Below are 16358 nucleotides of genomic sequence, written 5' to 3' on the forward strand. Positions count from 1 at the left end.
TGCGCCCGGCGTGTCGGAAACCGGGCCGATTCAACGTCGTGCTGTTGAACGGCGCAGCGGTACGGCTGCGGCGCTCGCGCCGGCCCGACCTTGAGGAAACCGCATGTCCCACGCTGCTCCCCCACACACCGAGATCGCCCCCGCGCGCGCCACACGGCGCGAATGGACTGCGCTGGCCGTGATCGCCCTGCCGTGCCTGGTCTATGCGATGGACCTCACGGTGCTCAACCTGGCCCTGCCCGCCATCAGCGCCAACCTGCGGCCCAGTGCCAGCGAGCTGCTGTGGATCGTCGACATCTACGGCTTCATGGTCGCCGGCCTGCTGATCACCATGGGCACGCTGGGCGACAAGATCGGCCGCCGGCGTTTGCTCATGATCGGCGCCGCCGCGTTTGCCGCCGCCTCGGTGGCGGCGGCCCTGTCCACCACCGCCACGGCGCTGATCGCCACCCGGGCGCTGCTCGGCGTCGCCGGCGCCACGCTGGCACCGTCCACGCTCTCGCTGATCTCCAACATGTTCCGCGACGAGCGCCAGCGGCGCGTTGCCATCGGCATCTGGATCTCCAGCTATTCGGTCGGCAGTGCCATCGGTCCGCTGGTGGGCGGGGTGGTGCTGCAGTACTTCGCCTGGCCGGCGATCTTCTGGGCCGCCGTGCCGGTGATGCTGCTGTTGCTGGCCGTCGGCCCGTTCCTGCTGCCCGAGTACCGCGACCGCGACGCCGGCCGGCTCGACCTGGGCAGCGTGGCACTCTCGCTCGGCGCGGTGCTGGCCGGCGTGTTTGCGCTCAAGCAGGCGGCCGAGGGGCATCTGGGCCTGCTCACCGGCGTGGCCGCCTTGTCCGGGCTGGCCGCGGGCATCGCCTTCGTGCGCCGCCAGCGCCGCATTGCCTACCCGCTGCTCGATCTGGCGCTGTTTGCGCAGCCGCGTTTTGCCGCCGCCATCTGCACCTATGCGTTGACCTCGTTCGCCATGTTCGGCGTCTACATCTTCATCTCGCAGTACCTCCAGCTGGTGCTGGGCCTGTCGCCACTGGTGGCCGGCATCTGCACCGTGCCCTGGGCCCTGTCCTTCGTGCTGGGTTCGATGCTCACCCCGGTGCTGGCCCAACGCTGGTCGGCGTCCAACACCATGATCGGCGGCCTGGTGGTGGCGGCCAGCGGCTTTGCCGTCACCAGCCTGCTCGACGGCAGCCACGGCCTGGCCGCGCTGATCGTGGGCATGACGCTGATGGGCATCGGCATGGCCCCGGTGTTCACCCTGGGCAACGACATCGTGATCGGCTCGGCACCGCCCGAGCGGGCCGGTGCAGCCTCGGCCCTGTCTGAAACCAGTTCGGAGCTCTCGGGTGCGCTGGGCATTGCGGTGTTCGGCAGCATGGCCACCGGCCTGTACCGCGCCGGCATGGGCGGCCAGCTGCCGGCGGGCCTGCCATCCGCGTCGGTGGAACAGGCTGCCACGCTGGGTGGCGCGCTGACCCTGGCCGACAGCCTGCCGGCGCCACTCGCCGAGAGCCTGCGGCTGGCGGCGCGCACCACCTTTGTCGATGGCCTGCAGACGGCCACCGTGCTGGGCACGCTGATCATGGTCGGCAGCGCGCTGATGGCCTGGCGCATGCTGCGCCCGCCATCTGGCCCGGGCTTGCCGGCACCGGTGGCGCCGCCGCGCTGAGCCGGGCTGGGCCGGGCCGCCGGGAGGGTGGCCACTCAGTCGTCCAGCGGCAGGCCCTCGGCGTCACCGTCGCCGAAACGATCGGTGGTGGCACCGCCGCGCAGCACGCGCCGCACCACTTCGCTGCCGAAGCCGCGCGTGAGCAGGAAACGCATCTGCTTGCCGCGCTCGGCGGCATCGCGTGGTGGTTCGCCGAACTTCTTGCGCCAGACTTCGCGCGCCCGCGCCTCTTCGCTGCCTTGCAGGCTGGCCACCGCGGCGGCCACCGCTTGCGGGTCCAGGCCCTTGGCTTGCAGCTCCTGGCGCACGCGCGCCGCGCCCAGCCGGGCCGAGCGCCGGTGCAGCACCGACTCCAGCACGCGTTGTTCGTTGATGAAGCCCTTGGCCTCGAGCTCGTCGAGCGCCTTGGCGAGTTCACCGGGCTCGGTTTCGTGCGCGCTCAGCTTGCGCTGCAGCTCGGCGCGCGAATGCTCGCGGCCGGCGAGCAGGCGCAGCGCTCGGCCCTTGAGAGAGATCTGGTCAAAACCCATGGGTCACCGCAATGACCGGGCCCGCGGCCACAGGGCCGGCGGGCACCGGGGCCTCAGGCCGCGGACGCGGCGTCGCTGTCCTTGGCGGCCTTGGCCGGCTTCTCTGCCTTGTCGGCTTTGTCGGCCTTGCCACCCTTGGCCGGCGCCGGCGCTTCGTCCACCGGCAGCAGCGGCACGCCCAGCTCGGTGCGCACCTTGTTTTCGATTTCCACGCGCAGCTCGGGGTTCTCGCGCAGGAATTCGCGCGAATTGTCGCGGCCCTGGCCGATCTTCTCGCCGTTGTAGGCGTACCAGGCGCCCGACTTTTCCACCACCCGGTGCAGCACACCCAAGTCGAGGATTTCGCCCTCGCGGCTGATGCCCTCACCGAACAGGATGTCGAACTCGGCCGTCTTGAAGGGTGGCGAGACCTTGTTCTTCACCACCTTGACCTTGGTCTCGTTGCCGATCGCCTCTTCGCCCTTCTTGATCGTGCCGGTGCGGCGGATGTCCAGGCGCACCGAGGCGTAGAACTTCAGCGCGTTGCCGCCGGTGGTGGTTTCGGGCGAGCCGAACATCACGCCGATCTTCATGCGGATCTGGTTGATGAAGATGACCATGCAGTTGGTCTTCTTGATGTGGGCGGTGAGCTTGCGCAGGGCCTGGCTCATCAGGCGGGCCTGCAGGCCGGGCAGGGAGTCGCCCATTTCGCCTTCGAGTTCGGCCTTGGGCGTGAGCGCGGCCACCGAGTCGACCACGATCAGGTCAACCGCGCCAGAGCGCACCAGGCTGTCGACGATTTCGAGCGCTTGCTCGCCGGTGTCGGGCTGGGAGATCAGCAGGTCGGACAGGGTCACGCCGAGCTTCTGCGCGTACTGGATGTCGAGCGCGTGTTCGGCATCGACGAAAGCGCACTGGCCGCCGAGCTTCTGCATTTCGGCAATGACCTGCAGCGTCAGCGTGGTCTTGCCCGAGGACTCCGGGCCGTAGATCTCGACCACCCGACCGCGCGGCAGGCCGCCGACGCCGAGGGCGATGTCCAGGCCCAGCGAACCGGTGGAGACGACCTGGATGTCCTCGATCACCTCACCTTCGCCCAGCCGCATGATGGTGCCCTTGCCGAACTGCTTTTCGATCTGGGCCAGCGCGGCCTGCAGGGCCTTGGATTTTTCGCTGTTGAGGGGGTTGTTCTTGACGGCTGCGTCCATGAGAAAGGCTCCTGAGCGGTTGGTAGGGTGGGCAACAACCTGTTCATGCGTACAGGCTGGATGTCTGAGCAGGAGTGTACAGGGGGATTAAATTCCAACAAGCCGATATTTGGTCAGTTTGCTTTACCATTTGACGCCCCCCTGCGCCGCTTCGCGGCTTCCCCCCGGGGGGACCACGCCTGCGGCCCGGCGAAGCCGGTTCCGCGGCGTGTGCTGGAAAAGCCCCTTCACTCCACCGCCACCCCATGCCCGAATTCACCTCCACCCCCTTGCCCGACGACCGCTGGCGTGGCGGCCACCTGGGCCGCCTCATGGGCCTGGCCTTGCGCCGTTTCGACGAGCGCGTGCTCAGCCTGATGGCGCACGACGCCAATGTGCCGCTGGCGCTGTCGCACCTGGCGGCGCGTGCGCAGGTGGGCGCGGCGCACATCCACATCACACGCCACCTCGGCCTGCAGGGTTCGCGGCTGACCGAGCTGGCCTATCAGGCCGGCATGAGCAAGCAGGCCATGGGCGATCTGGTGTCGCAGTGCGAGGCCTGGGGCCTGGTGCGGCGCGAGGCCGATGCGCGCGATGCGCGTGCGCGCCGCATCGTCTTCACCGACACCGGCCTGTCGTGGCTGGAAGCGTTCCGCCAGGCGGTGGCACAGGCCGAGGCCGAGTTCCGCGCCCAGGTGGGCGACGACGTGGCCACCGTGGTCGCGCTGGGCCTGGAGGCCTACGGTTCGGAAGCCCCGGGCGCGCGCGCTGCCGTGCCACCCCGGTGAAACCCCTGTGCCGGCGGCCACGCGCCACGCGGAGCGCGGCCTAAAATGTTTTGCACGCCCAGACCGACACAGAGCGGTGCACCGCCATCCAACGAGGAGACCCGCTCATGCGCATCCTGATTGCCGAAGACGACCACGTGCTGGCCGACGGCCTGCTGCGCAGCCTGCGCGCGGCGGGCGCAGCGGTGGACCACGTGACCAATGGCACCGAGGCCGACGCGGCCCTGCTGACCAACAACGAGTTCGACCTGCTGATCCTCGACCTGGGCCTGCCCCGGCTGCACGGCCTGGAAGTGCTGCGGCGCCTGCGCTCGCGCGGCTCGGCGCTGCCGGTGCTGATCCTCACCGCGGCCGACAGCGTGGAGGAGCGCGTCAAGGGCCTGGACTACGGCGCCGACGACTACATGGCCAAGCCATTTTCGCTGCAGGAACTGGAGGCGCGCGTGCGCGCGCTCACGCGGCGCGGCATGGGCGGTTCGACCAACACCATCCGCCACGGCCCGCTGGAGTACGACCAGGCCGGGCGCGTCGCCACCATCGACGGCAAGATGGTGGAGCTCTCGGCGCGCGAACTCGGCCTGCTCGAAGTGCTGCTGCAGCGCGCCGGGCGCCTGGTCAGCAAGGACCAGCTGGTCGAGCGCCTCTGCGAATGGGGCGAAGAGGTGAGCAACAACGCCATCGAGGTCTACATCCACCGCCTGCGCAAGAAGATCGAGAAGGGTCCGATCCGCATCGCCACCGTGCGCGGCCTGGGTTACTGCCTTGAAAAAATCGCCGCCTGACGAGCCAGCCACTGGCGAGTCCCTGCCGCCGGACACGCGGCCCGCGCCGGTTTCCTTCGGCCTGTTCCAGCGCGAACAGCGCAGCCTGTTCGGCGAAATTTTGGACTGGATGCTCACACCGCTGCTGCTGCTGTGGCCGCTCTCGCTGGCGCTGACCTGGTTCGTCGCCCAGGGCATTGCCAGCAAACCCTTCGACCGCGCACTCGAGTTCAACCTGCAGGCCCTGACCCAGTTCGTGGCCGTGCACAACGGCCAGGTCAGCTTCAACCTCAATGCCCAGGCGCGCGACCTGCTGCGCGCCGACGACAGCGACCTCGTTTACTACCAGGTGCTGGACCCCCGCGGCAAACTGGTCAGCGGCGAAAAGGAGTTTCCGCTGCCGAGCGAAGAAGAGGTGCCCGAGCCGGGCCGCGTGCTGCTGCGCGACGACATGGTGCGCGGCGACGAGGTCCGTGTGGCCTACACCTGGCTGGTGCGCAACGACCCCACGCAGCTGGTGCTGATGCAGGTGGCCGAAACGCGCGGCAAACGCTCCACGCTGGCGGCCGAAATCATCAAGGGCGTGATGGTGCCGCAGTTCGTCATCCTGCCGCTGGCGGTGCTGCTGGTCTGGCTCGCGCTGGTGCGCGGCATCCGCCCGCTCAACGAGCTGGAGCAGCGCATCCGCGCGCGCAAGCCCGACGACCTGAGCCCGATCGAAGAGTCGGCCATTCCGCAGGAGGTGGCGCCGCTGGTGTCTTCCATCAACGACCTGCTGACGCGCCTGAAAGCCTCGCTCTCCACCCAGCGGCGTTTCCTGGCCGACGCGGCGCACCAGCTCAAGACGCCGCTGGCTGGCCTGCGCATGCAGGCCGAGCTGGCGCAGCGCGAGACCGATCCGCACGAGATCCACGGCTCGCTGCAGCAGATTGCGCGCTCCAGCTCACGCGCGACCCACACCGTGAACCAGCTGCTGGCGCTGGCGCGCGCCGAGACCACCGGCCGCACGCTGCCGAGCGCGCGTGTTGATCTGGCGCGGCTGGTGAATGGCGTGGTGCAGGAGTCGGTGCCGCGGGCGCTGGAACACGGCATCGACCTGGGCATCGAAGGCGCAGAGCGGGTGCCCGACGACTGCCTGATCGACGGCAACCCGATCCTGCTGCAGGAAATGGTGCGCAACCTGCTGGACAACGCCATCAACTACAGCGGGCGCGGTGGCGTGGTGACGGCGCGGGTGCTGGTGGATCCGTTCAGCGGTGTGCAGATCCTGCAGGTGGAAGACAACGGCCCGGGCATCGTTGCGAGCGAACGCGAGTTCGTGCTGCAACCGTTTTACCGCGCGCTCGGCACCGACGTGGACGGCTCCGGCCTGGGCCTGGCGATCGTGCAGGAGATCGCGCAGCAGCACGGCGCCAGCGTGATCATGGAAGACGCGCACAGCGACCGCCACCCGCCCGGCCTGCTGGCCTCGGTGCGCTTCACGCCCAAGACGCCGCGCAAGCCGGTCTGAGTCTTCAGGATCGGCCGGGATTCAGGCCGGGCGCGGCTTGTAGATGTTGAGCACCAGGCGCTCGCGCTCGATGGCGCGCGCCACCGCCGGCAAGGCCGCATAACGCTGGGCCAGCGCCCAGGTGGCGGGCAGGGTAGTCGGGTCGATGCCGGCAAAGCCGCCCCAGCGCAGCAGCGTGAGGGCGTAGGCATCGAGCGCGCCCGGGCGCTCGCCGGTCAACCAGGGTTGCGCCTTCTCGGCCTGCGCCTCGATTTCGCCCAGCAGGCCGCGGTAGCTTTGCGTCGCATGGGCGCGAATGGCCTGTTGCGCGGCTTCGTCGTCGGTGAACTTGTGGGGCATGAACACGTGCGTGAACGTGGGGTGCACGGTGTTGTTCATCCAGGTCAGGGTCTGCAGCGCGCGCGTGCGCGCCAGGCCCGACGCCGGCAGGATGCCCGCTTCGGGCAGCTTGGCGTCCAGGTGCAGCAGGATGGCGACGATCTGCGTGATCACCTCGTCATCGTCCACCAGCACCGGCACCTGACCACGCGGGTTGATCGCCAGGTACTCGGGGCTGCGCTGTTCGTTCTTGTGCAGCTTGACGCTGTGCGGCTCGAAGGTCAGGCCGGAGAGTTCCAGCAGGCTGTGCGGCACGAAGGAGCAGGCACCGGGGGCGAAATAAAGTTTCAGGCTCATTGTCGAAACATCCTCTGAAAAACGATCAACTCAGGTGCGGGCCGAGCAGGCCGGCGATCTCGAACATGGTGACCTGCGGCTTGCCGAACACGGCGGCGAGCTTGGCATCGGCGTTGATGCGGCGCTTGTCGGCGGTGTCCTGCAGACCGTTGGCCTTGATGTAGTCCCACAGCTTCTTGACCACCTCGGGGCGCGACACCGCGCCTTCGCCGATCACCGCGGCGAGCGCGGCGCTGGGCTGCTTGCCGGTGGCGGCGGTGGTCTTGCGTGGCGCCTTGGGTGTCTTGGCGGCCGCGGTCTTCTTGGCCGCGGGTGCTTTCTTGGCGGCGGTCTTGGCCGCTGCGCCCTTCTTCGCCGGTGCGGCCTTGCCCGGTGCGCCGGCCGCGGTCTTGCGCGGCGGGAACTTGCTGGCACGCGGCTCGAACTCGAAGTTCACCTTGCCCGCTTCCTTGTCCCAGGCCAGGAAGGCCTTGAAGGCGCGGCGCGTGCGCATGGAGACGAACTTGTCGAGCAGGTCGGTCTTGCCGATGTCGAGCAGCTTGCTCATCTGCTCGCGCGCCACCGGCTGCTGCAGGATGATCTTGCCGCTCTTGAAGTCGCAGCTCGGCGTCGGCTGGGCCAGGGTGGGCACGGCCTTCTCGCAGACGTAGTTGGCGCCATGTTCAAACACCGAGCCACCGCACTTGGGACACTTGCCAAGCGCTTCGCTGCCGCTGAAGTCGACCAGCTCGCCGCTCTCTTCGTTCTTCTTGTCGTCGCCGAAGTCGAACTCGAGCTTCCAGTTCTTGTCTTCCTCGTTGAACTTGATCACGATCTCGGCCACGAAGGGCCAGCCCGCCTTGGAGCGGAAGCCTTCCAGCGGGCCGATCTTCTTGGTCGCCAGCAGCTGCTCGGCCTCTTCGGGCTCGAAGGTGCGGCCGGCAGGCGACTTGCCGAACGAGAAGCCGCAGCCCTCGCTGTTGCCGTCGGCGCCGGTGCAGGCGTAACGGCGGTAGTTTTCCTTCACCACGCCGCCGCAGTTGGGGCAGGGCGTGGACAGCGTGGCGTAGTTGCCGGGAATGGTGTCGCGGTCGTATTCCTTGGCCTTCATCACCATGCGCTCGGTCATGGCGGCGATCTGGCCCATGAAGGCGGCGCGGCTGAGCTTGCCCTGCTCCATCTGCGAGAGCTTGTATTCCCACTCGCCGGTGAGCTCGGCCTTGGAGAGTTCCTCCACGCCCAGGCCGCGCAGCAGCGTCATGAGCTGGAAAGCCTTGGCGGTGGGGATGATCTCGCGGCCTTCGCGGAACATGTACTTCTCGGTCAGCAGGCCTTCGATGATGGCCGCGCGCGTGGCTGGCGTGCCCAGGCCTTTTTCCTGCATGGCCTCGCGCAGCTCGTCGTCGTCCACCAGCTTGCCGGCGCCTTCCATGGCGCCCAGCAGCGTGGCTTCGGAGTAACGCGCCGGCGGCTTGGTCTTCAGTCCCTTGGGCTCCACGCTTTCGGTGCGCACGGTCTCGCCTTCGCGCACCGGCACCAGGTTCTGGCCCTTGTCGCCTTCCTTGGCGTCGGCCACGTCTTCGGCCGCTTCCTTGCCGTACACCGCCATCCAGCCCGGCTTGACCAGCACCTTGCCTTCGGTCTTGAAGTGGTGGCCCACCGCCGAGGTGATGCGGGTGGTGACCATGAACTCGGCGCTGGGGAAGAACACCGCGAGGAAGCGGCGCACCACCAGGTCGTACAGCTTCTGTTCGGCTTCGCTCAGGCCGCTGGGCGCCTGCAGCGTCGGGATGATGGCAAAGTGATCGCTGACCTTGCTGTTGTCGAAGACACGCTTGGTCGGGCGGATGTAGTTGTTGTCGAGCGCGGTCTTCGCGTGCGGCGCCAGGTGCTTCATGCCGCTGTCGGCCAGCATCGCGAACGTTTCCTTCACCGTGCCGAGGTAGTCCTCGGGCAGGGCGCGCGAATCGGTACGCGGGTAGGTCAGGGCCTTGTGGCGCTCGTACAGGCTCTGCGCCAGTTGCAGCGTGGTCTTGGCCGAGAAGCCGAAGCGGCCGTTGGCCTCGCGCTGCAGGCTGGTCAGGTCGTACAGCAGACCGCTGGCCTGCGTGGTGGGCTTGCTCTCGTCCTTCACGCTGGCGGCTTTGCCACGCACCGCCTCGGCAATCTCGAGCGCCTCGCGCTGGCTCCAGACGCGGTCGGCGCGCTGCTCGGCGTCGGCGTCTTCGCCGGTCGGTTTCTTGAAGGCGGGGTTGAACCACTTGCCGGGGTACTCGCCGGCCTCGGCCAGGAAGCTGGCGTGGATTTCCCAATAGTCGCGGCTCTTGTGCGCGCGGATCTTTTCTTCCCGCTCGACCACGATGGACAGCGTGGGCGTCTGCACCCGACCCACGGTGGTGAGGAAGAAGCCGCCGTCGCGCGAGTTGAAGGCGGTCATGGCGCGCGTGCCGTTGATGCCGACCATCCAGTCGGCCTCGGAGCGGCTGCGCGCCGCGTCGGCCAGACCCTGCATCTGCTCGTTGCTGCGCAAGGCCTCGAAGCCGTCGCGAATGGCGGCCGGCGTCATCGACTGCAGCCACAGGCGCTGCACCGGTTTGCCGAGGGCCTGGTAGCTGCCGCCCTTCAGGCCACCGGCGTACTGTTCGATCAGGCGGAAGATCAGCTCACCTTCGCGCCCCGCGTCACAGGCGTTGATCAGGCGCGCCACGTCCTTGCGCTTGACCAGCCGGACCACCGCCGACAGGCGCGACTTGGTCTTGTCGATCGGCTTGAGCTCGAAATACGGCGGCAGCACCGGCAGGTGGGCGAAGCTCCACTTGCCGCGCTTGACGTCGAATTCTTCCGGCGCGGCGATCTCCACGAGATGCCCCACGGCAGAGGTCACGACATAAGCGTCGTTCTCGAAGTGATCGTCGTGCTTGTCGAACTTGCCCACCACCGGGGTCAGCGCGCGCACGATGTCCTGGGCCACGGATGGCTTCTCCGCAATGACCAGGGTTTTGGCGGAACCGTCTGTTTTCATCTCTACAATCTGCTTTCACGCGCGTGTACACGCGCACATGGGCACGCGCACACTCGCGCGCACCTGCATGAAACAACCTTACCAAATATTTCGGCCGTGACGAAAAGCCCCCGCCAGAACAAGCCGCGCCCCGGCGCCAAAACCAGGGACGCAATCCAGGGCGGCCGACGCATCCAGACCCGCCGCTCCGGCGTCCACGGCAAAGGCGTCTACGCCGTGGCCGACCTGGCCGAAGGCGAGACCCTCATCGAATACGTGGGCGAGATCATCAGCTGGGACGAAGCGCTGCGCCGCCACCCGCACGACCCCAGCGACCCGAACCACACCTTCTATTTCCACATCGACGAAGACCACGTGATCGACGCCAAGGTGGGGGGCAACTCGGCGCGCTGGATCAACCACAGCTGCAAGCCCAACTGCGAAGCCGAGGTGGAAGACGGTCGCGTCTTCATCCGCGCACGCCGCAACATCGAGGCCGGCGAAGAACTGTTCTACGACTACGGCCTGGTGATCGACGAGCCCTACACCGCCAAGCTCAAGGCCGAGTACCCCTGCTGGTGCGGCGCCAAGAAATGCCGCGGCACGCTGCTCGCGCCCAAGCGCGAAGGCCGCGCCTCCAAACTCGGATGACCCGCCTGCGCCGCTTCGCGTCTTCCCTCCTGAAGAGGGGATGCACCCAGTGGCCCGGCAAAGCCGGTTGCACGGGTGCCCCGGGCGGTGTCCCGCGTGCCGGCGCAGCGCGGTGCCTGCCCTTGCCAAGGGCCCTCCATGTCTGACCTGCTCGCCCACGTCGAAGGCATCTGGCAGGCGGTGGCCCCCACGCTGCCGGGCTTCACCGTCGAGGTGTTGCCCAGCATCGACTCCACCAGCAGCGAGCTGATGCGCCGTGCGCGCAACGGGCTGATGGAGCCGGTGCTCCTGACTGCCGAACATCAGACCGCCGGACGCGGCCGCGTCGGCAAGGGCTGGCACAGCAAGCCCGGCCAATCGCTCACCTTCTCCCTCGCCCTGCCGCTGGCCCCGGCGAACTGGTCCGGCCTGTCGCTGGCGGTCGGCGTGAGCCTGGCGCAGAGCCTGCACCCGAGCCTGCGCCTGAAGTGGCCCAACGACCTCTGGCTGGAGCAGCGCAAGATCGGCGGCATCCTGGTCGAGACCGCCAGCACCGGCGAGGCTGGCCAGGGCCAGCGCATGGTGGTGGTCGGCGTCGGCCTCAACATCGCACGGCCCGACACCGGCGCCGTGAGCGCCCTGGTCCCCCAGGGCTCGACCGTGGCGGCCATGCCGCCGGCCGGGCTGTCCGAGCTGCTGGTGGGCATCACGCCCGGCGAAGCGCTGGCGCGTGTGGCGCCCGCCCTGGTGCAAGACCTGCAGGCCTTTGCCTCGCAAGGGTTTGACGCCTTCGCGCAGCGTTTTGCGCGCCTGGACGCGCTGCAGGGCCTGACGGTGCAGCTGTCCGACGGCACACGCGGCACCGCCTGCGGCGTCAACGAAGAAGGCGCGCTGCAGGTACTGACCGAACGTGGCATGCAGACCGTGACCAGCGCAGAAGTGAGCGTGCGCCCATGTTGAGGTGGGCCATCACCCTGCTGGTGCTGGCCAACCTGGCCTACCTCGCCTGGACGCGTGGTCACCTCGACGGCCTGGGCCTGGCAGCGCCCAGCCAGCACGAACCGGAGCGGCTGGCCGCCCAGGTCGCGCCCGAGATGCAGCGCCTGCTCAACGGCCCCAAGGGCTCGGGTGATGAGGCCGCCGCACCCGACACTCCCACACCGCCGCCGGCCGCCGAAGCCCCGCCAGTGCCCACCGCCACCGCCACCGCCACCGAGCATCCACCGGTGACGCCCGTGCCGGAGCCCACCCCGGCAGCAGCGGCTCCCGAACCCGCGCCGGCGCCCGCCCCACCGCCCAGCGTCGCCACAGCGGCGGCCAACGAAGCGCGCGCCTGCTGGCAGGCGACCGGCTTCACCGAAAACCAGACCGAGCTGCTGCGCGCCGAACTGAAGCTGCTCGGCCTGCCGGCCAGCCAGTGGCAGTTGAACGAAGTGCGCAGCAGCGGGCGCTGGATCGTCTACATGGGCCGCTACGACAACAGCGAACAGCTGGAGCGCAAGAAGGCCGAGCTGCGCGGGCTGGGCCTGCAGTACCGCGAGATCACGGCGCCCGGCCTCGGCCCGGGGCTGGCGCTGGGCACCTACTCGTCCGAAGCGGCCGCGCGCAAAGCGCTGCAGGAAACCGAACAAGGTGGCGTGCGCACCGCCAAGGTGGCGCAGGAACGGGCCGAAGCGGTGTCGTTCACGCTGCGCCTGCCCACCATCACCACCACCCAGCGCAGCGCGGTGGATGGCCTGCGCGAGGCCATGGCCGGCAAGTCCTTGCGCCGCTGCGGCTGACGCCGGCGACGGGATATCGACGAGGGGCCGGGCCGGCCTTCAGGCGGCGCGCTGGCGGCGCCGGCGCTGCGTGAGCAGCACCGCGATCACCCAGGCCCAGAGGCTGATACCCCAGAGCTGGCCGACCGAACCACCACCACCGCCCACCGGCGAGGCCGCAATGGCGGCCGGCATGGCGGCCACCGTGCGCACGGTGTCTTCGCCCACGCGGTTGAAGTTGTCGACCGCAGTGAGCGAGAACACGTAGCTGTCTTCGGCCACCAGGGTGGCGGTGGCCACCGCGGTGGCGGCCGAGTTGATCGTCACCGGCGGGCCCGACACCTGCACCCACTTGTACGACACGATGCTGGCGCCCGGAATAGCCACGCTGTCGCTGCCGTCGAGCGTGATCACGGTGCCGGGTTCCACATCGGCCAGCGGTTTGATCACCACCGCCGGGCCGGTGGCCAGCTGCACCGCGCGGCCGGCGTCGAGCAGGCCCTGGCCGCAAGTGGCGGTGGTGCAGTTGCAGGCGCCCGCGCCCGGCGTGCCGCAGTTGGGCAGGCCGGCGATGGGGTTGTCGAAGGGCCGTGCGCCGGCCTGCATGCGTTCGATCAGCTGGCGCGGGCTCAGCCGCGGGTTCACGGCCAGCATCAGGCTGGCCACGCCGGCGGCCTGCGGCGCGGCGAAGCTGGTGCCCTGCTTGAGGCCATAGGTGTGGTTGCCCGGCACCGTCGTGCCGTCGTTGTCGGTCGACAGCAGCATCGTGAGAATCCCGTTCGACGAGATCGAGCCACCCGGCGCGGCCAGGGACACGCGGTCGCCGAAGCTGGCGTAGTCGGCTTTGGCGCCGTCCTGCCGCACCGAGGTCACGGCCATCGCGCGTCGGCAGTCGGCCGGGCGGGTCAGGGCCTTGTCGGCGTTGCCGGCGGCCACCACCACCAGGGCGCCGGCGTTGGTGATGGCGCTGATGGTGCTCTGGTAAGCAGGACTGCAGGGCTGGTCGCCGCCGAAGCTGAGGTTGATCACGCGCGCCGGGTTGGGGTTGGTCGGCACGCCCGAGATCGGCAGGCCGGCGGCCCAACGCAGGCCGTCCAGCAGGTCGGACAACACGGCGCCGCATTTGCCCGACACGCGCACCGGCAGCACCTTGGCGCCCCAGTTCAGGCCGGCCACGCCTTGCTGGTTGCCGGTCGCGGCGGCGATCTGGCCGGCGATGAAGGTGCCGTGCCAGGAGCTGCGTGCCACGTCGCACTGTGCGTACAACGGGTTCAATTTGTCCTCGGCGCTCACCCAGTCGCCCGGGTCGCTCGGGTCGGCGTCGCGGCCGTTGCCGTCGTTGGACATGGACAGGTCGCTGACGAAGTCATACCCCGGCAACAGGCGCGGGCCCAGGGCCTGCAGATCGGGGTGGTCGGGCAGGATGCCGCTGTCCACCACCGCCACCACCACCGGGCTGCCGGTGGTGTTGCTCCAGGCCGCCGGCATGTTCAGACCGGCGAAGTTGGTGGCGCGGTCGGCCGCCTGCAGGTGCCATTGCTGCACGAACAGCGGGTCGTTGGGCAGCGGTGCGTCCAGGCGCGGCACGATCACGTCGGGCTCGACCCAGGCCACGTCGGGGTGCAGGCGCGCGCGGCGCACGGCGTTGTCCAGCGACTGGCCGCGCAGGGGTTGTTTGAAGCGCAGCAGGCGCGCGTTGCCGGCCTCGGCGGCCATGCCTTCGGGCAGACCGGCTTCCGCGGCCAGGCGGGTCAGCCGTTCACGCCCTTCGCGGGCCTGGCCGATCCACCGCACGCGGGCGCGCTCCTGGCGCGACACCCAGGGGCCGCGCTCCAGGGCTTCAGCCGCAGGGCTTTCGACGTCATCACCCTTGAGGCCGATGATCAGGCCGACCGCCGCACCGGACGCCGGCCCGGACCCTGCCCACACGCTGACGGGCGCGGCCACGCAAAGAAGCAGAGCCGCGAGCGATCGCCGCAAGGTGGGGTGGTTCATGGACGAAAACGGTGATACGGAAGACGGAGAACGAGGTAACGGAAGATTCTGACACGCCCGTTTTTTTGATTCCATCGATGCACACCGCATTCGGCAATTCCGCACAACTTCGGCGGCGCTGGGCTCAAACGCTGGACATCGGCCTCGAATTGGTGTGCAGCGAATCGAACCAATCCAGCGCCTCGTTCCACAGGGGCGCGGCCTTGGGGCGGAAGTAGCCCATGTGCCCGATGGGCCCGAGACCGGCCGTCCGCGGGTCGATGGTGAGCGTGCGCACGGTGCTGTTGCGGTAACCCGCCATGAAGGCATCGCGCGAGGCCGGCGGAGCCCAGGCATCGTCCAGCGCGTTGGCCGCGACGATGGGGTAACGCACCTCGGCGAAACGCGCCGTGGTGGCCGCCATCTGCGGGTCGTCGAAGAAATAACGCGGGAAGCGGCACCAGTGGCGCCACTGGCGGTACACGTCCAGCGGCAGGTCTTCGCCCATGCCGAGCCGGCTCCAGGGCAGGTAGCCGGCCAGGCGCGTCCACACCGGGCCCAGCACGCGCCACATGAAGAGCACACGCAGGCGCTCGCCCGGCGGCATCCAGCCGTGCCAGCCGGCCCCGGTGGCGAAGGTCCAGGCGCCGGCGATGCGCTCCTGCTGCGGCAACAGGCCCAGCGCGTGGCCACCATACGAATGGCCGACGATGTACAGCGGCCGGTCGGGCTGGTGCATGGCATCCACCGCGGCGGCGAGGTCGAGCCGGCCCCAGTCGAGGTAGTCCATGCGAAAGCCCTTGAGCGAGGCCGGCGCCGAGCCGCCGATGCCGCGGTAGTCCAGCGTCAGCACGTCGAAGCCGCGCCGCGCGGCGTGTTCGGCGAAGCGTTTGTAGAAACCCTGCGGCACGGCGGTGGCGCCGCCGACCACCAGTTGGGCGTGCGCGGGCGTCGGGCTGCGGTAGCGCTGCGCGGCCAGCGGATAACCATCGGCCGCGGTCAGCGTGAGGCGTTCGATCTGCACTGGCGCGGGATGCACTGGCACAGTGGGCGTGGCGGTGGTGTCGGTCATGGCAATGCCTGCTCGGTTCAGCGCGGCTCAGCGCGCGGGACGCGTGGCCAGCAGACCCAGCAAGGTCTGCATGGCCTGCTGGATCGGCTCGGTGCTGTGCGCCACACGCGCCTGCAGCAAACCGCCCTCGTAGGTGGCGACGATCAGCGCCGCCACGCCCTGTGCCGAGGCGGCCGGTTCGCCGGCCTGCTCCAGCGCCTGGGCGATGCGCTCGCGCAGCGTGGCAAAGGCGCGCGCCAGGGCCTGGCGCAACACCACATCGTCGGGCGTGCTCTCCAGCGCCACCGTGGCCAGCGGGCAACCGGCGTTGAAGCCGGTGCTGCTCAGGCGTTGCGTGGCGCCCAGCATCCACAGCCGCGCGGCTTCGATCGGGTCCACCTCTTTCGCCAGCAGGCCGTCGAGCCAGTCCAGCATGCGCACCACCACGTCGTCGATGGCGGCCACGGCCAGCTCGGTCTTGCCACCCGGAAAGTGGTGGTACAGCACCCCCTTGGGCGCGCCGGCCTGCGCCAGCAACTCGGTCAGGCCGATGCCGTGCAGGCCGCGCCGGCGCAGGGCGTCGGTCATGGCGTGGATCAGGCGTTCGCGGCTGCCGGGAGCGGGCGTGTCGGTCATGGGCCGAATGTATAGACCGATCGGTCTAGCGGCAATGCCCTGGCTGTCACGCAGGCGGCAGGTCACAAAAAAAGGCGCCCGAGGGCGCCTTGTTCGAGAGTGTGAGAGCTCGCGCTTACTTGGCGACCACGCGCACCATCTCCAGGCACTTGTTCGAGTAACCCCACTCGTTGTCGTACCAGCTCACCACCTTGATGAAGGTCTTGTCCAGCGCGATGCCGGCGTCTG

14 protein-coding genes and 1 pseudogene are annotated in these 16358 nt (G+C 69.1%); 7 read left to right on the plus strand and 8 right to left on the minus strand.

The window, feature by feature from the left end:
• The first annotated feature begins 103 nt into the window (after positions 1-103).
• The gene (locus tag HPA01S_RS15720; RefSeq protein ID WP_157085059.1) at positions 104-1669 is read left to right on the plus strand and encodes an MFS transporter; all 1566 of its coding nucleotides are present in this window, start codon (positions 104-106) and stop codon (positions 1667-1669) included.
• A 35-nt stretch (positions 1670-1704) separates the two neighbouring features.
• Here HPA01S_RS15720 and recX read toward each other — a convergent pair whose 3' ends face one another.
• Positions 1705-2199 carry a recombination regulator RecX gene (gene recX, locus HPA01S_RS15725; protein WP_066271710.1) on the minus strand — a complete coding sequence of 165 codons (495 nt, stop codon included), beginning with the start codon at positions 2197-2199 and terminating at the stop codon, positions 1705-1707.
• A gap of 53 nt (positions 2200-2252) precedes the next feature.
• A complete protein-coding gene (gene recA, locus HPA01S_RS15730) occupies positions 2253-3386 on the minus strand; it encodes a recombinase RecA (RefSeq protein ID WP_066271711.1) in 1134 nt (377 codons plus the stop codon).
• A gap of 245 nt (positions 3387-3631) precedes the next feature.
• Between recA and HPA01S_RS15735 the strand changes: the two genes are divergently transcribed.
• From HPA01S_RS15735 to HPA01S_RS15745, 3 genes are all read left to right on the plus strand, one after another.
• The gene (locus HPA01S_RS15735) at positions 3632-4153 is read left to right on the plus strand and encodes a MarR family transcriptional regulator (protein ID WP_066271712.1); all 522 of its coding nucleotides are present in this window, start codon (positions 3632-3634) and stop codon (positions 4151-4153) included.
• 107 nt (positions 4154-4260) lie between these two features.
• Positions 4261-4935, plus strand: coding sequence for a response regulator (locus HPA01S_RS15740; protein WP_066271713.1), 675 nt, complete (start codon positions 4261-4263; stop codon positions 4933-4935).
• A 109-nt stretch (positions 4936-5044) separates the two neighbouring features.
• Positions 5045-6424 (plus strand): sensor histidine kinase N-terminal domain-containing protein, encoded by a 1380-nt coding sequence (locus tag HPA01S_RS15745; RefSeq protein ID WP_066271727.1) that lies wholly within the window; start codon positions 5045-5047, stop codon positions 6422-6424.
• Between the two features lie 21 nt (positions 6425-6445).
• Here the strand turns inward: HPA01S_RS15745 and HPA01S_RS15750 are convergent, their stop codons facing one another.
• Together HPA01S_RS15750 and HPA01S_RS15755 are read right to left on the minus strand one after the other, a co-directional pair.
• Positions 6446-7099 (minus strand): glutathione S-transferase family protein, encoded by a 654-nt coding sequence (locus HPA01S_RS15750; RefSeq protein ID WP_066271714.1) that lies wholly within the window; start codon positions 7097-7099, stop codon positions 6446-6448.
• A 25-nt stretch (positions 7100-7124) separates the two neighbouring features.
• Positions 7125-10100 (minus strand): DNA topoisomerase III, encoded by a 2976-nt coding sequence (locus tag HPA01S_RS15755; protein WP_066271715.1) that lies wholly within the window; start codon positions 10098-10100, stop codon positions 7125-7127.
• Between the two features lie 96 nt (positions 10101-10196).
• On the opposite strand from HPA01S_RS15755, the gene HPA01S_RS15760 reads away from it, so the two are divergent.
• From HPA01S_RS15760 to HPA01S_RS15770, 3 genes are all read left to right on the plus strand, one after another.
• Positions 10197-10730, plus strand: a complete 534-nt coding sequence (locus HPA01S_RS15760; protein ID WP_066271716.1) for an SET domain-containing protein — start codon at positions 10197-10199, stop codon at positions 10728-10730.
• Between the two features lie 138 nt (positions 10731-10868).
• Positions 10869-11669, plus strand: coding sequence for a biotin--[acetyl-CoA-carboxylase] ligase (locus HPA01S_RS15765; protein ID WP_066271717.1), 801 nt, complete (start codon positions 10869-10871; stop codon positions 11667-11669).
• The gene (locus tag HPA01S_RS15770; RefSeq protein ID WP_066271718.1) at positions 11663-12490 is read left to right on the plus strand and encodes an SPOR domain-containing protein; all 828 of its coding nucleotides are present in this window, start codon (positions 11663-11665) and stop codon (positions 12488-12490) included. The genes HPA01S_RS15765 and HPA01S_RS15770 overlap by 7 nt, the downstream gene beginning before the upstream one ends.
• Positions 12491-12529: 39 nt before the next feature.
• On the opposite strand, the gene HPA01S_RS15775 is transcribed toward HPA01S_RS15770, so the two are convergent.
• From HPA01S_RS15775 to HPA01S_RS23165, 4 genes and pseudogenes are all read right to left on the minus strand, one after another.
• Positions 12530-14464, minus strand: coding sequence for a S8 family peptidase (locus HPA01S_RS15775; protein WP_169801541.1), 1935 nt, complete (start codon positions 14462-14464; stop codon positions 12530-12532).
• Positions 14465-14588: 124 nt separating this feature from the next.
• Positions 14589-15515: an alpha/beta hydrolase family protein gene (locus HPA01S_RS15780; RefSeq protein ID WP_066271720.1), complete on the minus strand. Its 927-nt coding sequence runs from the start codon at positions 15513-15515 to the stop codon at positions 14589-14591.
• Between the two features lie 27 nt (positions 15516-15542).
• A complete protein-coding gene (locus HPA01S_RS15785) occupies positions 15543-16130 on the minus strand; it encodes a TetR/AcrR family transcriptional regulator (protein WP_066271721.1) in 588 nt (195 codons plus the stop codon).
• Between the two features lie 115 nt (positions 16131-16245).
• Positions 16246-16358: pseudogene (locus HPA01S_RS23165) on the minus strand (type I glyceraldehyde-3-phosphate dehydrogenase); the annotation flags it as partial.

Origin of the sequence: Hydrogenophaga palleronii NBRC 102513 (assembly GCF_001571225.1) — a bacterium.
Classification (GTDB): Bacteria; Pseudomonadota; Gammaproteobacteria; order Burkholderiales; family Burkholderiaceae_C; genus Hydrogenophaga; species Hydrogenophaga palleronii.

What these genes read in the sequence shown, in the direction of transcription:
- HPA01S_RS15720 (WP_157085059.1), top strand. Translation starts at nt 104, where the DNA reads ATGTCCCACGCTGCTCCCCCACACACCGAGATCGCCCCCGCGCGCGCC.
- recX (WP_066271710.1), bottom strand. Translation starts at nt 2,199, where the DNA reads ATGGGTTTTGACCAGATCTCTCTCAAGGGCCGAGCGCTGCGCCTGCTC.
- recA (WP_066271711.1), bottom strand. Translation starts at nt 3,386, where the DNA reads ATGGACGCAGCCGTCAAGAACAACCCCCTCAACAGCGAAAAATCCAAG.
- HPA01S_RS15735 (WP_066271712.1), top strand. Translation starts at nt 3,632, where the DNA reads ATGCCCGAATTCACCTCCACCCCCTTGCCCGACGACCGCTGGCGTGGC.
- HPA01S_RS15740 (WP_066271713.1), top strand. Translation starts at nt 4,261, where the DNA reads ATGCGCATCCTGATTGCCGAAGACGACCACGTGCTGGCCGACGGCCTG.
- HPA01S_RS15745 (WP_066271727.1), top strand. Translation starts at nt 5,045, where the DNA reads ATGCTCACACCGCTGCTGCTGCTGTGGCCGCTCTCGCTGGCGCTGACC.
- HPA01S_RS15750 (WP_066271714.1), bottom strand. Translation starts at nt 7,099, where the DNA reads ATGAGCCTGAAACTTTATTTCGCCCCCGGTGCCTGCTCCTTCGTGCCG.
- HPA01S_RS15755 (WP_066271715.1), bottom strand. Translation starts at nt 10,100, where the DNA reads ATGAAAACAGACGGTTCCGCCAAAACCCTGGTCATTGCGGAGAAGCCA.
- HPA01S_RS15765 (WP_066271717.1), top strand. Translation starts at nt 10,869, where the DNA reads ATGTCTGACCTGCTCGCCCACGTCGAAGGCATCTGGCAGGCGGTGGCC.
- HPA01S_RS15770 (WP_066271718.1), top strand. Translation starts at nt 11,663, where the DNA reads ATGTTGAGGTGGGCCATCACCCTGCTGGTGCTGGCCAACCTGGCCTAC.
- HPA01S_RS15775 (WP_169801541.1), bottom strand. Translation starts at nt 14,464, where the DNA reads ATGAACCACCCCACCTTGCGGCGATCGCTCGCGGCTCTGCTTCTTTGC.
- HPA01S_RS15780 (WP_066271720.1), bottom strand. Translation starts at nt 15,515, where the DNA reads ATGACCGACACCACCGCCACGCCCACTGTGCCAGTGCATCCCGCGCCA.
- HPA01S_RS15785 (WP_066271721.1), bottom strand. Translation starts at nt 16,130, where the DNA reads ATGACCGACACGCCCGCTCCCGGCAGCCGCGAACGCCTGATCCACGCC.